14 protein-coding genes and 1 tRNA gene are annotated in these 16,163 nt (G+C 71.4%); 9 read left to right on the forward strand and 6 right to left on the reverse strand.

Going from position 1 to position 16,163, the window contains the following annotated elements; genetic code table 11:
* Positions 1–80: 80 nt before the first annotated feature.
* The 4 genes from EDF42_RS18140 to EDF42_RS19095 all read left to right on the forward strand — a co-directional run bounded on the left by EDF42_RS18140 (position 81) and on the right by EDF42_RS19095 (position 2,469).
* Complete coding sequence (locus tag EDF42_RS18140) at positions 81–521, forward strand: MarR family winged helix-turn-helix transcriptional regulator (RefSeq protein ID WP_123673861.1); 441 nt, start codon at positions 81–83, stop codon at positions 519–521.
* A 51-nt stretch (positions 522–572) separates the two neighbouring features.
* Positions 573–785: a hypothetical protein gene (locus EDF42_RS18145; RefSeq protein ID WP_173169183.1), complete on the forward strand. Its 213-nt coding sequence runs from the start codon at positions 573–575 to the stop codon at positions 783–785.
* A 41-nt stretch (positions 786–826) separates the two neighbouring features.
* Complete coding sequence (locus tag EDF42_RS18150; protein ID WP_123673863.1) at positions 827–1,915, forward strand: alkene reductase; 1,089 nt, start codon at positions 827–829, stop codon at positions 1,913–1,915.
* A 395-nt stretch (positions 1,916–2,310) separates the two neighbouring features.
* Positions 2,311–2,469: a hypothetical protein gene (locus EDF42_RS19095; protein WP_185041058.1), complete on the forward strand. Its 159-nt coding sequence runs from the start codon at positions 2,311–2,313 to the stop codon at positions 2,467–2,469.
* Positions 2,470–2,558: 89 nt separating this feature from the next.
* On the opposite strand, the gene EDF42_RS18155 is transcribed toward EDF42_RS19095, so the two are convergent.
* The 3 genes from EDF42_RS18155 to EDF42_RS18165 all read right to left on the reverse strand — a co-directional run bounded on the left by EDF42_RS18155 (position 2,559) and on the right by EDF42_RS18165 (position 4,965).
* Positions 2,559–2,631, reverse strand: a tRNA-Arg gene (locus EDF42_RS18155).
* A 98-nt stretch (positions 2,632–2,729) separates the two neighbouring features.
* Entirely contained in the window at positions 2,730–3,515 is a 786-nt protein-coding gene (locus tag EDF42_RS18160) for a dienelactone hydrolase family protein (protein WP_123673865.1), read from the reverse strand.
* A gap of 28 nt (positions 3,516–3,543) precedes the next feature.
* Entirely contained in the window at positions 3,544–4,965 is a 1,422-nt protein-coding gene (locus tag EDF42_RS18165) for a glucose-6-phosphate dehydrogenase (RefSeq protein ID WP_123673867.1), read from the reverse strand.
* A gap of 76 nt (positions 4,966–5,041) precedes the next feature.
* On the opposite strand from EDF42_RS18165, the gene EDF42_RS18170 reads away from it, so the two are divergent.
* From EDF42_RS18170 to EDF42_RS18180, 3 genes are all read left to right on the forward strand, one after another.
* Complete coding sequence (locus tag EDF42_RS18170) at positions 5,042–6,199, forward strand: Gfo/Idh/MocA family protein (protein ID WP_185041061.1); 1,158 nt, start codon at positions 5,042–5,044, stop codon at positions 6,197–6,199.
* Positions 6,196–7,119 (forward strand): sugar phosphate isomerase/epimerase, encoded by a 924-nt coding sequence (locus tag EDF42_RS18175; protein ID WP_123673955.1) that lies wholly within the window; start codon positions 6,196–6,198, stop codon positions 7,117–7,119. The genes EDF42_RS18170 and EDF42_RS18175 overlap by 4 nt, the downstream gene beginning before the upstream one ends.
* Before the next feature lie 111 nt (positions 7,120–7,230).
* Positions 7,231–9,582, forward strand: a complete 2,352-nt coding sequence (locus EDF42_RS18180; RefSeq protein WP_123673869.1) for a bifunctional UDP-sugar hydrolase/5'-nucleotidase — start codon at positions 7,231–7,233, stop codon at positions 9,580–9,582.
* A gap of 329 nt (positions 9,583–9,911) precedes the next feature.
* Here the strand turns inward: EDF42_RS18180 and efeB are convergent, their stop codons facing one another.
* The 3 genes from efeB to efeU are packed head-to-tail and all read right to left on the reverse strand — an operon-like array spanning position 9,912 to position 14,012.
* On the reverse strand, positions 9,912–11,213 hold the full coding sequence (gene efeB, locus EDF42_RS18185) for an iron uptake transporter deferrochelatase/peroxidase subunit (RefSeq protein WP_123673871.1): 1,302 nt from the start codon (positions 11,211–11,213) through the stop codon (positions 9,912–9,914).
* Positions 11,210–12,430: an iron uptake system protein EfeO gene (gene efeO, locus EDF42_RS18190; protein ID WP_123338651.1), complete on the reverse strand. Its 1,221-nt coding sequence runs from the start codon at positions 12,428–12,430 to the stop codon at positions 11,210–11,212. Before efeO ends, efeB begins: the two co-directional genes overlap by 4 nt.
* Positions 12,417–14,012 (reverse strand): iron uptake transporter permease EfeU, encoded by a 1,596-nt coding sequence (gene efeU, locus EDF42_RS18195; protein ID WP_123673873.1) that lies wholly within the window; start codon positions 14,010–14,012, stop codon positions 12,417–12,419. The genes efeO and efeU overlap by 14 nt, the downstream gene beginning before the upstream one ends.
* A gap of 69 nt (positions 14,013–14,081) precedes the next feature.
* Here efeU and EDF42_RS18200 point away from each other — a divergent pair, with 69 nt between their 5' ends.
* Positions 14,082–14,867: a trimeric intracellular cation channel family protein gene (locus EDF42_RS18200; protein ID WP_123291876.1), complete on the forward strand. Its 786-nt coding sequence runs from the start codon at positions 14,082–14,084 to the stop codon at positions 14,865–14,867.
* Positions 14,868–15,110: 243 nt separating this feature from the next.
* Positions 15,111–15,719: a TetR/AcrR family transcriptional regulator gene (locus EDF42_RS19100; protein ID WP_185041063.1), complete on the forward strand. Its 609-nt coding sequence runs from the start codon at positions 15,111–15,113 to the stop codon at positions 15,717–15,719.
* Positions 15,720–16,163: the final 444 nt, after the last annotated feature.

The raw sequence follows: 16,163 nt of genomic DNA on the forward strand, positions 1-16,163 counted from the left end.
CTTGTCGCACCGACCCGCACCGACCCGCACCACCCACCGCGCCCCGGGAACACTTCGTGGGCGAACGGTATCGTGGGCACATGACCTCCGCACCCGACCCACTCGCGCTCGACCGGCAGCTCTGCTTCGCCCTCGCGGCCACGAGCCGGAGCGTCATCGGGCTGTACCGCGACCTGCTCGAGCCGATGGGCCTGACGCATCCGCAGTACCTCGTGATGCTCGCACTCTGGGAGCAGGACCCGCGATCGGTGCGCGAGATCGCCGGCGAACTGCGGCTCGACTCGGCCACCCTCAGCCCGCTGTTGAAGCGGCTCGAGGCCTCCGGCTACGTCCGCCGGGCCCGCAGCGCCGCCGACGAACGGCAACTCGAGGTCTCGCTCACCACCGCCGGTCGGGCACTGCGCGACCGCGCACGAGCGGTCCCCCTGGCGGTCGCGGACCGACTCGGGTGGCCACTGGAACGCCTCGAAGCACTCAAGGACGACCTGACGGAACTGTTGGAGCGCGTCGACCAGGTGTGATCCGGGGCCGATGGTGCCATAATGGTTCGTGCACGAACGAAAGGATGCACCGTGGGGCGCTTCGGCAAGTGGTACGAACGGTGGAACACGACGCTCATCAACAAGATGGGACCGTCGCAGATCGGCGCCGGACACCCCGAGGGGGTCGACGACCGGTCAGTGGACCGCGGCTGCCCGATCTGCGGCAAGCCCCTCTCCCTGCACCAGGTGATCCGCCCCGAGGGCCAGGTCCGTTCGTCGACCCTGGTCTGCCCGCGCGACTGACGGCGGGAATTGCACCGAGCAACACGACGTTCCACTCCCTCGTGAAGCTCTTCGAACCCACCTCCTTCGGCGCCCTGCGCCTGTCGAACCGCGTCGTCATGGCCCCGCTCACGCGCACCCGCGCCGGTGAGCACGGCATCCCGAACGACCTGCTCGTCGAGCACTACCGTCAGCGTGCGGGCCTCGGCATGATCATCACCGAGGGCACCTGGCCCGTGCAGGAAGGCCGCTCCTACCCCGGGCAGCCCGGCATCGAGACCGACGAGCAGATCGCCGGCTGGCGCCGCGTCGCCGACGCCGTGCACGCCGAGGGCGGCACCATCGTGATGCAGCTCATGCACGGTGGCCGTGTCTCGCACCCCGACATCTCGCAGACGCCGCGCATCGTCGCCCCGAGCGCCATCGCCGCTCCCGGACAGACCCACACCGCGACCGGCAAGGCCGACATGCCCGTCCCCCACGAGCTGACCACCGCCGAGGTGCAGGACGCCGTGCAGGGCTTCGCGCAGGCTGCCCGCAACGCCATCGCCGCCGGACTCGACGGCGTCGAGGTCCACGGCGCCAACGGTTACCTGGTGCACGAGTTCATGTCCCCGGTGTCGAACACCCGCACCGACCAGTACGGCGGCTCCCCCGAGAACCGCGCCCGCTTCGCGATCGAGGTCACGACCGCCGTCGCCGAGGCCGTCGGCGCAGACCGCACCGGCATCCGCCTGTCGCCCGAGCACGGCATCCAGGGCGTCATCGAGGACGACGCGGCCGACGTCCGCGCGACCTACACCGCGATCGCCGAGGGCCTCGCGCCGCTCGGACTCGCCTTCATCGACGTCCTGCACGCCGAGCCGACCGGTGACCTGGTGCAGCACGTCCGTCGCACCGCGGGCGCACCGTTCGTGGTCAACTCCGGCTTCTCGGCGCTGACCACCCGCGACGAGGCCATCGCACTCGTCGACGCCGACCACGCCGACGCTGTCGCCGCCGGCCGCCCCGCCATCGCGAACCCGGACCTCGCGCATCGCTGGGAGCAGGACGCGGAGCTCAACGAGGCCCGTCCCGAGCTCTTCTACGGCGCGACCGCCGAGGGCTACACCGACTACCCGTCGCTGGCAGAGGTGCGCGCGACCGTCTGACGCTGCGCCCGGATCCACGACACGCGGCGCGCTGTGCGTCGAGGTTCCACGACACCCCGCGTGCGTTCCGTCGAGGTTCCGATCAGGACGGCACGTGCCCGCGAGGTTCCGAGATCTCGGAACCCCGCGGGGTGGGGGCGAGGGACGACGGACGGGAGGCCCGTGGCGAGACCGCCACGGGCCTCCCGTCCGTCCCGGGGATGGTTCCGATGCGTGACGCGCTTCTCGCAGGATCGTGGCAGTGCCGCGCGCTTCGTGAGCAGAAATGGTCGGGTCCCGCCGACGAACCCGACCATTTCTGCTCACGAAGTCGGCCCGGCTGATCAGCAGCGCCACCAGCGGGTGCGCACCGAGGGCCGCGAACACCGACCTCGTCGTCGTGCTTCACTCTGACCATGACCTCGGCCACCGTCCTCGCATCCTGTGCCGTCGGGACTGTCGACTGCCACGACACCGCTTCGGTCGACCTGCTGCCCCTGCTCGTCGTCGTAGCGCTCGTCGTCGTGGCGCTGGTCGTGCTGCGGATCGCACTGCTCGGGCGTCGGCGTCGGTGAGGCGATCTGAAGCACCAACGACGAAGGGCCCCGACGGAATCCGCCGGGGCCCTTCATCTGTTCGGTGTCATGCCGTTCAACCGGCACTGTGCGCTCGAAGGGACTCGAACCCCCAACCTTCTGATCCGTAGTCAGATGCTCTATCCATTGAGCTACGAGCGCGTGGCCTTGCGGCCGTGGAAGACTCTACAACAGCTCCGGCCCGGGCGCCAATCGAGGGCGCCCGACCGCTCCACCCGGCGTGTCGCGAGCCCCCGACGTCACAGCACCGCGGCCTCCTCGCCGAACACCTCGGCCAGGAACACCTGCAACGCCTGCCACGATCGGCGGTCGGCGCGCTCCTGGTACTGGGCGCCGTGGTCGGGCGCGTCGGTCCCCGGCACGGCGAACGCGTGCATGGCCCCGGCGTAGGTGACGACCTGCCAGTCGACGCCGGGCTCGGTGCGCATCTCGTCCTGCCAGGCGTGCACGGCGTCGTCGGGCACGACCGGGTCCGCTCCCCCGGTCAGCACGAGCAGCTTCGCCCGGATCGCCGAGGCGTCGGCGGGGTCGTGCGTGATGAGCCCGCCGTGGAACGACACCGCACCGACGAGGTCCGCGCCGGTGCGCGCGAGCTCGATCGCGGTGGAGCCGCCGAAGCAGTAGCCGATGACAACGATGCGGGCCGGGTCGACGTCGGGGTCCTGTCGCAGCCGCTCGAGTCCGGCGGTCGCACGTGCCCGGAGCAACGGCAGGTCCTGGTAGTACGACCCGGCGACCTGGCCGGCGGTGTCGTCTCCAGGCCGCACGCCGGCGCCGTAGATGTCCGCGCCGAACGCCACGTAGCCGAGGCGCGCGAGTATCGTCACCCGTGCTTCCACGTGCTCGTTCACGCCGTGCCAGTCGTGCACGACCAGGACTGCCGGGCGGGGACCGGCGCCGGCCGCGTCCTTGGCGAGCACGCCGAGCAGGTCGGTGCCGTCGTGGTCGTAGTGGACGGGCTCGACACGGATGTCGGCGCCGGCGGGTTCGGGAACGGTCTGCAGGACGTCGTCGATGGTGGTCACGTCGTCCGACGCTACGCCGCCGTCCGGCTCAGGCGTCGATGTTGTCCCAGTGCTCAGGACCGCTCGACCCGGCCGGGTACTCGTCGAGCGGCGTCGTGCCGGCCTTCCACGCCTCGAGGAACGGTCCGACGACCTTCCAGCCCTGCACGGCGCTGTCGCCACGGACCGACAGGGTCGCGTCGCCCTCGAGCACACCGGCCAGGACCTCGCCGTAGGCACTGAGCCGTCCGGGGTTGAACGTCGTCTCGAGACTCGTGCGGTCGATCGTGTACGGGTCGCCGGGGCCGTTGACGTTGAGCTCGAGCTGCATCTCGTCCGGGGCGATCCAGATCCGGAGCCGGTCCGGGTGGGCGGCGCCGGACAGACCGACGGGCACCTGCGGGGAGTCCTTGAACGTGATGACGATCTCGCGGCGCTGCTTCGCGAGCGCCTTGCCGGACCGCAGCGTGAACGGGACTCCGGCCCACCGCCAGTTCGCGATCTCCAGGGTCAGCTGGGCCAGGGTCTCGGTGCCGAGCGACGGGTCGACACCGTCCTCGTCGGCGTACGACGGCAGCGTGCGGTCGCCGACCGTGCCCGCGGTGTACCGGGCGCGCTTGCCGGCAGCGACGACGTCCCCGCCCCACGGCCGCACGGCGCGCAGCACGAGTTCCTTCTGGGTCCGCAGGTCGTCGGCGTCGATCGACGCCGGCGCCTCCATGGCCACGACGGCCATGACCTGGAGCAGGTGGCTCTGGATCATGTCGGTGAGGGCGCCGGCCTTGTCGTAGTAGCGGGCGCGTCCCTCGAGCCCGAGGGTCTCGTCGTACACGATGTCGACGCGTTCGACGTGCTGCGAGGACAGCAGGGGCTCGATGATGCGGTTCGCGAAGCGCAGCCCGATCAGGTTGAGCACCGTCGAACGGCCGAGGAAGTGGTCGACCCGGTGGATGCGCTCCTCGGGGATGAACGAGTGCAGCAGGTCGTTCAGGTGCTCGGCGCTTGCTGCGTCGGTACCGAACGGCTTCTCGAGCGCCAGGCGGGTGCGCTCCGGCAGGTCGAGGTGGGCGAGCTGTTCGCAGCTCTTCTCGGTCACGGCCGGGGGCAGCGCGAAGTAGATCGCGGGGTCGTGGTCGCAGGCTCCGAGCAGCGCGCGCAGGTCGTCGGCGCTCGTGACGTCGGCCTTGCGGTACGAGGACGCGTCGATCACGGCCTGCAGCCGCTCCGACAGCGACGACTCGCCCTCCGCGCCTTCGTCGCCCTCGTTCTTCGACGCCTGCGCGTTCTCGAAGGACTCGCGCACCTGCGCCTTCCAGTCGGCGTCGGAGAGGTCCTCGACACCCGCCCCGATGAGCTGGACGTCCCAGTCGTCCTTGACCTCGAGCAGGGTCGCGAGACCCGGCAGGAGCAGGCGCTTGGACAGGTCGCCGCTGGCTCCGAGGATGAGCAGGCTGGTCTGGAGGCTCGACATGCCTCCGACCGTACTCATCGGCCCCGGTGGACGGCCGGGCCGCTACGGTGGTGACAGTTCGGCGCGAGGGAGCACCATGAGCAGTGGGTACGAAGGACGACGCCTCCGCGTCGTCGTGATCGGCACCGGCATGATCGCGGGGGTCCACGCCCGCGCGGCCCGGGCCGCTGGTGCCGAGGTGCTCGGGGTGCTCGGCCGGAACGCATCGCGCTCCGAGCAGGTCGCGGCGCAACTCGACCTGCCTCGTGGGTACGCCTCGCTCGACGACGTCATCGCGGACGCCCCCGACGTCGTGCACATCTGCACGCCGAACGACCAGCACCACCCACAGGCGATGGCGGTCATCGCCGCGGGCATCCACGTGGTGTGCGAGAAGCCCCTCGCGATCGACCCGGCGCAGGCCGCCGAACTCGTCGCCGCGGCGGCGGACGCCGGTGTCGTCGCCACGGTGCCGTTCGTGTACCGCTACCACCCGATGATCCGTGAGATCCGCGCGCGCATCGCCGACGGCGACCTCGGTCGACTGCTCGCCGTGCACGGCCACTACCTGCAGGACTGGATGCTGGACGAGGACGCCTCGAGCTGGCGGGTCGACCCGACCTCGAGCGGGTTGTCCCGCGCGTTCGCCGACATCGGCTCGCACTGGTGCGACCTGGTCGAGTTCGTCACCGGCGAGCGCTTCACCTCGGTGTCCGCGGCGACCGACATCGTCTACCCGACCCGGCCCGCGGCCTCGGGGCCGTCGTTCTCCGGCTCGCCGGACCCCGACCCGGTCGCCGACGCCGCGGAACGGGCCGAGGTCACCACCGAGGACACCGCGGTCGCGACCTTCCGCACCGGCACCGGGCGCATCGGCAACGTGGTGATCTCGCAGGTGGCGTCCGGTCGGAAGAACCGCCTGTGGTTCGAGGTCGACGGCACCCGGGGCAGCGCCGCCTTCGACCAGGAACAGCCCGAGTCCGCGTGGTTCGGCAACGAGCGTGGTGCGCAGATCGTCGTGCGCGACCCGTCGCAGGGGTACCCGGACCAGCGGCGTCTGGCGATCGTGCCGTCCGGGCACCCGCAGGGCTACCTCGACGCCTTCGCCGCGTTCGTCGCCGACACCTACACCGCGGTCCGTACCGGTGTGGCCCCCGACGGCCTGCCGACCTTCGCGGACGGCGCACGTTCCGCCGACATCATCGACGCGGTGATCACCAGCGCGGCCGAGACCACATGGCGGGAGATCCGGTGAAGCTCGGCATGCTGACGGCCTGCCTGCCCGGCTGGACCCTCGACCGCATCGCGGACTTCGCCGCCGAGCAAGGGTACGAGCGGCTCGAGGTCGGCGTGTGGCCCGGCACGGGTGGCCGCGACTTCGAGGCGGCGCACATGCCGGTGGCGACGTTCACCGACGAGGACGCCGCCACGACCCGTGACCTGCTCGACCGTACCGGCCTCGAGATCTCGGCGCTCGCGTACTACGAGAACAACCTGCACCAGGACCTCGCCCGGCGCGAGGAGGTCCGCACCCACCTCAAGCACGCGATCGATGCCGCGCAGGTGCTCGGCGTGCCGTACGTCGGCACGTTCATCGGCCGCGACAACAGCAAGTCGGTGCGGGAGAACATGGCCGAAGGGAACCGGGTCCTCCCCGAGCTCGTCGACTACGCCGGCGAGCGCGGCGTGCGGTTGATCATCGAGAACTGCGTGATGGAGGGCTGGCACCCGGACGGCTACCCCGGCAACCTGGCGTACTCCCCCGAGCTCTGGGGCTGGGTCACCGGCCTCGGCTTCGGTCTGAACTGGGACCCGTCGCACCTGACCTGGATCGGCATCGACCCGGTCGAGACGATCCTGCCGTTCGCCGAGCACATCGTGCACGCGCAGGCGAAGGACCTCGAGCTGTTCCCCCGGGAGCGCGACGAGTACGGCTTCTTCGGCAAGGTCGACAAGGGCGGCGACCCGTGGGACATGGGCTGGTGGCGCTTCCGGGTGCCGGGCCGTGGCGTCGTGGACTGGCCGCACGTCGTCGACCGCCTGTACGAAGCGGGGTTCGACGGCACCCTGTCGGTCGAGCACGAGGACCCACTCTGGGGCGGCACGGACGAGAAGGTCCTCGAGGGGCTGCGCATCGCCCACCGCACGCTCCGCCCCCTCATCGCCGCGGAGTGACGGCACGTCGAGCAGCACGCAGCACGACGGGTGTTGCGCATGTGAACGTCGTGTGACGACTTCGACCCGACACTGGCGGGTCGGCTGTGCGTCCTCATAGGTTCTCGGACGATGAACCTCCACTCCTCTCCGCGCCGCCGACGGCGCATCACCAGCGGCGCGGCCTTCGCCACCGCGGGTGTGCTCGTCGCACTGTCCGTCCCCTCCACCGCCGTCGCCGCCGAGGGCGACACGACGATCGACATCATCGACGTCAACGACTTCCACGGCCGCATCGAGTCCGAGGGCACCGCCGTCGACAAGGCCGCCGGTGCCGCCAAGCTCGCCGGTGTCGTGCAGTCGTACCGCGAGGCCAACCCGAACACGATCTTCGCCAGCGTCGGCGACAACGTCGGTGCCTCGACGTTCACCTCGCTGATCCAGCAGGACGCCCCGACGATCGATGCGCTCAACGCCATGGACCTCGACGTCAGCGCGATCGGCAACCACGAGCTCGACAAGGGCCAGGACGACCTGACCGGGCGCATCGAGGACCGGGCCGACTGGCCCTACGTCTCGGCGAACATCGTCAAGCAGGGCACGACCGACCCCGCGTTCACCCCGTACTCCATCGTGGAGAAGGGCGGCGTGAAGGTCGGCTTCATCGGCGCGACCACCGAGGACCTCATCCCCGGGCTCGTCAGCCCGGGTGGCGTGCAGGGGCTCGCGATGGCCCCGATCGTCAGCCAGGTCAACAAGTACGCCGACCAGCTCACCGACGGCGACGACGCCAACGACGAGGCCGACGTGCTCGTGCTCCTCGTGCACGAGGGCGCCACCACGAACGCCCTCGCCGACGCGACCGGGTCCGGTGCGTTCGGCACGATCACCTCGGGCGTCTCGTCGAAGGTGTCCGCGATCGTCTCGGCACACACCCACGCGAACTACAACCACCGGATCGCCGGCCCGGACGGCACGACCCGCCCGGTGATCCAGACCGGTTCGTACGGCGTGAACTACGGGCACCTGCAGCTCACCGTCGACGCCGACAAGCAGCTCACCGGCATCACGTCCGAAGTGAAGTCCGTCAACGGTGAGACCCGCGTACCGGCCGACGCCACGTCCGTCAACGCGGTCACCGGCATCGTGACGGCCGCGAAGGCCGTCGCCGACGTCGAGGGCAGCAAGAAGCTCGGCGAGATCACCGGCGACCTGCGTCGTGCGGTGCAGTCGGACCGGAAGACGGAGAACCGCGGCGGCGAGTCCGCGCTCGGCAATTACATCGCCGAGGTGCAGCGCTCCGCGACCGAGCGCAACGGCTCGCAGGTCGCCTTCATGAACCCCGGCGGGCTCCGCACGGACATGGTGTACGCGTCGAGCGGCGCCGGCGACCCCGACGGCACAGTGACCTACAAGGAGGCCGCGCTCGTCCAGCCGTTCGCGAACACCCTGGTCACCGAGGACATGACCGGCCAGCAGATCAAGAACGCCCTCGAGCAGCAGTGGCAGCCCGACGGCCTGGAGCGTCCGTTCCTCAAGCTCGGCGTCTCGAACGGCTTCGCGTACACCTACGACCCCGCGAAGGGTCGCGGCGAGCGCATCACCGGCATGACCCTGAACGGCGAGCCGATCGCGCTCGGCGACACCCTCAAGGTGACGGTCAACTCGTTCCTGTCGACCGGCGGCGACAACTTCGCCGCCTTCGCGACCGGCACGAACATCGCCGACTCGGGCCAGGTCGACCTGCAGGCGCAGGTGGACTTCTTCCTCGCCAACCCGACGGTCACGCCGCCGACCGACCAGCGCGCCGTCGGCGCCACGGTGACGCCGACCCCCGAGGGCGGGTTCCAGCCCGGTGACGAGATCACGATCGACCTGTCGTCGCTCGTGTTCAGCAGCGACGACCCCGCTGCGGCCGGCACCGTGTCGGTCGGTGCCGGTGACGTCGAGCTCGCCACCGCCGAGATCGACCCGACGATCGTCGACAAGACCGACGAGCAGGGTCGCGCGACACTGACCTTCGCCGTGCCGACCATCGAGTCGTCGGCCGACGCAGCGACGGTCCGTGCGGCTGCCCGTGCCGCGGCCACGACGGACGCACCGCTCGTGGTCACCCTGCCGGGTGGCCAGACGATCACGCTCGCCGTGACCATCCCGCTCGCCGCAGCCGTCGACCCGACGGACCCGACCGAGCCCACGGACCCGACGGACCCGGCCGACCCGGGCGCGGGCAACGGGGACACCCCCGGCGCCGGCAACGGCAACGGCAACGGCAACGGCAACGGCAACGCTCCCGGAGCGGGCACGGACCTGGCGGGCGACCCCGCCGACTCCACGAACGCCGGCGGTGACCTCGCCTACACGGGCGCGGACCTGACGGTGCCGGGGATCGCAGCGGGCCTGCTCCTGCTGGCGGGCATCACCGCACTCGTCGCCGTGCGCCGGAAGCGCGCACGGACCGACGCGAGCGTCCAGACGGACTGACACCGCGCCTCCCGTCCGACACGAACGGGCCGTCTCACCACCGTGAGGCGGCCCGTTCCGTCATGCCGGGAGGCACGGATCGCGTCCGGCGCGCACCGCGCGCCGATCCGCTGCCGCGCTCCCTGTCCCATAGCAGCGCTCGCACTGCGGATCCGGGGATCGGCGGGGTACTCTCGGGGCTGTCGCATCGCGACGCGTCGCGCTGGGTCGCCTCTCAGGTCGGCGGTGGTTCCGTTCGACGAGACCCCGCGGCGCGGGTGCCCTCCGCCTCCAGGGAAACGGCGGAGGGCGCCCTCTCCCCCAGCGGTGTCAGCGCGCTCCGGGCACGGTCAGCGGAACAGCTGCTCGCCGATGTACGACCCCTTGCGCGGTGCCGGTGGGATCGCGAACACCGCGGAGCCGATGTGCGAGACGTACTCGTTCAACCGGTCCGAGGCGCCGAGCTTCCGCTGCAGCCGGGTGAAGTGCTCCGGGTCGTTCATGTACGCCAGGAACAGCAGCCCGGCGTCGAGCTGGCCGTACTCGTTGAGGCCGTCGGTGTAGTTGTACGGACGACGGAGGATCTTCACGCCGCCGTTCGCCTCGTGGGCGGCCAGGGCGATGTGGGACGTCGCATCGATCTTCGCTGCACCGTCCTTCCCGGTCGCCGCGAAGTCCGGCGTCGTGTGCTCGGTCCCGCCGGACAGCGGTGCGCCCTCGATCTTGGTCCGACCGAACACGCGCTGCTGGTCGCTGACGACGTCGGCGTCCCAGATCTCGATGTTCATCCGGATCTTCCGCACCACCTGGTAGGTGCCGCCGGTCATCCACTCCGCACCGTCGCCCGGGTCGTCGACCCACACGAATCGGTCGTGGTCCTCGTCCGTCGTGACGTTCCTGGTGCCGTCCTTGAAGCCCATCAGGTTGCGCGGCGTCGTCTGGTGCGGGCCGGCCGACGCGCGGCCGAAGCCGAGCACGGTCCACCGCACGGTCGCCGTCCCCCGCGCCATCCGGGCCAGGTCGCGGACGGCGTGGTACGCCACCTGCGGGTCGTCGGCGCAGGCCTGCAACGACAGGTCGCCGCCGGTCAGTCCGGCCTGCAGGTTGTCGCTCGGCAGCCGAGGCACGTCGGCGAGGTCCGCCGGACGCTTGTCGGCCAACCCGAAGCGCTCGTCGAACACGCCGGGACCGAACCCCACCGTGACCGTCAGGGACGCCGGGCCGAGGTCGAGCGCCTCACCGGTGTCCGCGCCGACGCCGTCACCGTGCGCGGGCTCGACGCTGCCGACGGTCTTCCCCGCCTGCAGCTGCGCGATCGCCGCGGACCAGCGGGCGAGGAGCACCTGCAGCTCGGTCGCGACGCTGGTTGACAGGTCGAAGGTCATGAAAACGCAGTACCGCTGGGGGGCGGTCTGCACCCCGCCCTGCGGCTGCCGTGCGGCGGTCGCGTAGAACGGGTGGCTCTGGGACAGGTCGATGGACTCGTCACCGTTGGCGGCCGCCGTGAACGGGTTGACCCCCGTCGCGGCCGTCGCGCCGCCGATGCCGACCGCGGCGCCCGCCCCGGCTCCGGCCGCGGCGAGTCCCGCGCCGAACAGCCCGCGCCGGGAGACTCCGGTGCGGGCTGCGCGGTCGTCGTCGGGCTGCGTCACGCGGTGGCGACCTTCTCGGCGAGGCGGGACAGCGGGTCCTGTAGGGCCTGGATCTGCTGCGAGATGCGGTTCGCGTCGGACTTCTTGGTCGCTGCGTCCCACGTGTCGAAGCCGCCGAGGTCGTCGGCGTTGCGGTAGCCGTCCATCATCGTGTTCGTCGCGTCGAACTGCTTCGCGATCTGCTCGGTGAGGGTCGGGTCGAGCTTCGTCAGGCCCGGCTTGAGGTACGCGAAGGCCTGACGGGCGCCCTCGACGTTGGCGGCGAGGTCGACGAGGTCGATGTGGCTGTACGCCTCTTCCTCACCGGTGACCTTGTTCGACTGGACCTCCTCGAGCAGGCCGGCGGCACCGTTCGCCAGGTCCTCGGGCTTGTAGTCGAGCGTCGGGACGAGCTTCGCGAGCAGCTGCACGTTCTCGGTCAGGTCGGCCGCCGTCTTCTTGGTCGACGCGGTGATCTCCCCCGCCTGGAACAGGTCCTTCTCGACGGCGTGGAACCCGCTCCAGCCGACGGCCGGGTCGAGGTTCGAGGCGCGCATGTCGATCAGGTAGTCGAGGTTGCCGGCGTTGTCGGTCGCCTTGTGGCCCTTCTTGACGAAGCCGTCGACGTCGCTCTCGACGTGCTCGTAGAACGGTCGGGCGTTCGCGTAGTCGGTCTTCGCGGCGTCGAGGTCGCCGGCGTCGATGTCCTTCTGCAGGAGTTCGACCGCGGTGACCATGTCGGTGACCTGGCCGTCGACGTAGTCGGCGTAGCCCTTCGTGCCCTCGTCGAGCAGGGTGGCGGCGCTGCTGTTCGCGGTCGAGGTGACCTTGCCCGTGACCGTGAAGTCGGTGAGCTCGGTGTCGGCTCCGGGGCAGTACACCTGGTACTCCCCACCGGTCAGGGTCGCGGTGAACTGCACGGCGTCGAGGCCGGGTGCGAGGTTCTCCTTCTCGCCCAGGATCCGCTGGTCCTGCAGCAGTTCGACCTCGGTGATGGCGGTCGAGGACTCGTTCTTCACCGAGAACGTGACCGGCCCGGCGGGGACCTTCGTCTCGGAGACCTTGCACTGGTCCGAGCCGTCGTTCGTCAGGGTGATGGTGACGCGCGAGACCTTCGCGGCGTCGGTGGAGCTGTCGGAGGCACCGTCGGAGCTCGCGCAGCCGGTCAGTGCGAGGGCGGTGACGACGCCGAGGGCGCCGAGGGTGATCAGGGGTCGAACGGGCTTACCGAACGGCATAGTCGTTGCTCCTTGCAGGGTCCCCGGCGGGTGGGCCGCGCGTCGGGACGGTTTCGGGGGTGGGGTTCACGGGTGCCGTCCGACGACGGCGGTCACGGAGCGCGAGCAGCGCCTGGGCGGCAGCCGCGACGCCGAGGGCGATCGGCAACCAGGCCTTCCAGAGCAGCAGCTCGGCGGACCGCGTGTCCGCGGTCGCCACCGCAGTGGCGGACCGCTCGACGCGGGAGTCGGGGACGGACCACACGGAGCGGTCCAGGGTCGTGGTGCGCGCGGACGGGAGGCCCCCGTCGCTCAGCGTCAGCACGGTGCGTTCGTCGCGGGTGGCGTCCAGGACCCCACCACCGACCGTCCACAGGGTCACGGTGTCGCGCACCGCCCAGCGGGCGGTGAACGGGCCGGGGTTCGTCGACGGCGAGACGCCGACCGGGATCCGGCCGAACAGGTCGACGAGGTCGTCGAGCGTCAGCGTGCTGGGGCGGTCCGCTGCGGTGGCCGACGTGCGCACCCGCCACCGGTCGGCGGCCACGCCCGCGCGGGTGACGCGGCGGTGGGCCGACGTCGGCAACGTCAGCCGTGCCTCCTGGCCGGTGGTGGTGCCGGCGACGCGGAGGACGCCGGACGCGCCGTGGACGTCCGCCGAGACGGAGGTGGCGTCCCCGCTGACCGCAGCGGTGCGCGGCAGGTCGACCCCGCCCGTCGGGACGGCGATCGCCAGTGCTGCGGCGGCGACCGCGAGCGCACCGGCGACCGTCGCACGGATCGCGGGGACGCGTGCCGCCGACGGACGCCAGGCGCGGGGCCAGAGCGTCAGGGCGAGGACGGGCACGACGTACAGGACCCAGCCGAGCACCTCGATCACCCGAGGGTCCGGCGGGATGCCGAGCACGCCCGTGACGAGCGCACCCTGCACCGAGCCGTTCGGAGCGAGCCAGGACAGGTCGACGGTCCGCTGCTGCCCGATGACGATCCACCCGGCCTCGTGCGCGCGCCGGAGCACCGTCAGCACGAGCCCGCCGGCGACGAACACCAGGAAGACGCCGGTGCCGGTGAAGAACTTCGACAGGTTCAGCCGGACGCCGCCGGTGTAGATGCCGTAGCCGATGACGACGGCGCCCGCGATGCCGATGACCGCGCCGAGGGCGGCGAGACCGGTGTCCGACGAGGCCTGGAAGGTCGCGAGGAGGAAGACCGCGGTCTCGAAGCCCTCCTTGAGCACGGCGAGGAAGGCCATGCCGGCCAGTGCCCACGCGGTGCCGCGGCCGAGCGCCTCGGTCGCGCTCGCCTCGAGTTCCTTGGTCAGGGTGCGCGCGTGGGTGCGCATCCAGACGATCATGCCGGTGACGAAGACCACGGCGACGATGCCGATGATCGCCTCCATGCCCTCCTGCTGCGCCTGCGGCAGGGCCTGCTCGACGACCTGCAGGCCGAACCCGACGCCGATGCTGAGCACGACGGCGACCCCGACGCCGAACCACATGGGGGCGAGGGGGACACGGTTGCGACGCAGGAACGCGGCGATGATGCCGACGATGAGCGTCGCTTCGAGGCCTTCACGGAGGCCGATGACGAGAGTGGCGAGCATGACGTAGGTGAGGCTAACCTAACCGTCGTTCTGCCCGCCAGTCGTTCGGCGTGGGGTTTGATGGTTCTCATGAACCTGCTGTCCGTCGATGGCCTGGCGTCGGTCACGAACGTGCTCGACCTGGCCGGGGTGTTCGCGTCCGCCCTGCTCGGTGGATCGATCGCCCGCGCGATGGACTTCGACCTGTTCGGGTTCCTGGTCGTCGGCTTCGTCTCGGGGCTCGGCGGCGGCATGCTGCGCGACACCCTGCTGCAGAACGGCCCCCCGGTCGCACTCGTCGACCCGCTCTACGTGCCGGTCGCCCTGGCCGGGGCACTCATCGCCTTCTTCGTGTCGTTCTCCGAGATCACCTGGGACCGACTGTTCACCGTGCTCGACGCGGCAGTGATCGGGTTCTGGGCGGTGGTCGGGGTGCAGCGCACCTACGACGCCGGCCTGGAGTGGCCCGCCGCGATCATCATGGGGACGATCACGGCGGTCGGCGGCGGCGCGATGCGGGACCTGCTGCTCCGCCGGGTTCCAGCGGTGTTCGGCGGGAACGCGCTGTACGCCACCGTCGCCGTCGCGGCGTCGGTGGTGATGGTCGTCGCGTCCGCCCTCGGGTCGCCGTCGATCGGGATCGTGGCCGCGATCGCGCTGTCGCTCGGTCTGCGCTGGGGTGCGGTCCGCCGCGGCTGGGGACTGCCCAACGGTCGTGACTGGCAGCCGAAGTCGACGCTCGGCTCGCTGCTGCGGCGCGGTCGGAGCCTGCGACCCGACGCACTCCGGCTGCTCCGACGCCCCGGACGGCGGACGGGAGCGGGCAGTGTGCGCGAAGAACACGACACGGCAACGGATTCCTCGTTCGACGACTGAGGGGTGTCATCTGTCAGTGCTCCGGCGTAGCATCCCTACCGTCGGGTATCGACCCGGCTCATGTCGTCCGCACCGAACCGACGCGACCCGAACGCGGCGGTTCCGCGCAGACGTGGTGATGGGGGCTTCGCTGATGCCGCGCGTGATCAGACGCGCGGCGCGGCAGGTCTCCCACCCCAAGCTCGCCCGCCCCCAGCTCGCCCGCCCGGGTTCCAGCCCCGGTGCCCCGCCCCGGCAGGAACGATGAACGACGACGTCTCCGACTCCCCCACGCCGCGGACACCACGGGCCGAGGTCCGAGAACGTCTCCTCATCGCCGGCGCTGCCGTCTTCGCCGAACAGGGCGTGCACGGAGCACGTCTCGACGAGGTCGCCGCTCGTGCCGGGTTCAGCAAGGGCGCGGTCTACTCGAACTTCTCGTCGAAGGAGGACCTGCTCGCGCAGGTCATGCAGCGCGGGACGAACCTGGTGCTCGGGTCGCTGCAGGAGCTCATCCGAGCCGACATCGCCGCGGCGGACATCGCGGACGTCGTGCGGGCCGCCTTCGGACGGCACGACCAGCGCGCGCAGTTCGCCCTGCTGTCGGAGTTCCGCGCCTACGCCATCCGGCACACCGACCTGCTGCCGGAGTTCGTGCGGCAACGTCGCGTGCTGCAGGACGGCGTGCACGAGCTGGTGCGACTGTGGTTCGAGGCGCACCCGGAGGTCGACGCCGGCATGCCGCTCGACGTGTTCGCCACGGCGCTCGTCGCCGCCAACGTCGGGGTCGTGTTCGACGGGCCCGCGCTGCCGGGGGTCGACCCCGGCGAGGTCATCGCCGCCCTGGTCGAGGCGGTCGTCCGCCGCCGCTGACCGGGCGCGGCGCGGCGCGGCGGCGCGGCGCGGTGCGGCGGCGCGGCGCGGCGCGGCGGCGCGGCGCGGCGCGGCGCACGGTGCGGCGGCGGTGATCCCGTGCCGTGTTGACCGCTCGGTGGCAGGCTGTAGAGCCGCACGGAGCCGTCAACCTCGCACCACCCGGCGACCCTCGCACGGTGCGACGGCGGCGGGGCGCGGCGCGGCGCGGCGCGGCGGCGCACCGTGCGACCGCGACCATTCCGTGCCGCGTTGACCGCTCGGTGGCAGGCTGTAGAGCCGCACGGAGCCGTCAACCTCGCACCACCCGGCGACCCTCGCACGGTGCGACGGCGGCGTGGCGCGGTGGCGCACGGTGCGGCGGCGGCGATCCCGTGCCGCGTTGACCGCTCGGCGCCCGGTTGTAGAGCCGCACGGAGCCGTCAACCTCGCACCACCCGGCGA

Origin of the sequence: Curtobacterium sp. PhB172, assembly GCF_003752545.1 — a bacterium.
GTDB lineage: Bacteria > Actinomycetota > Actinomycetes > Actinomycetales > Microbacteriaceae > Curtobacterium.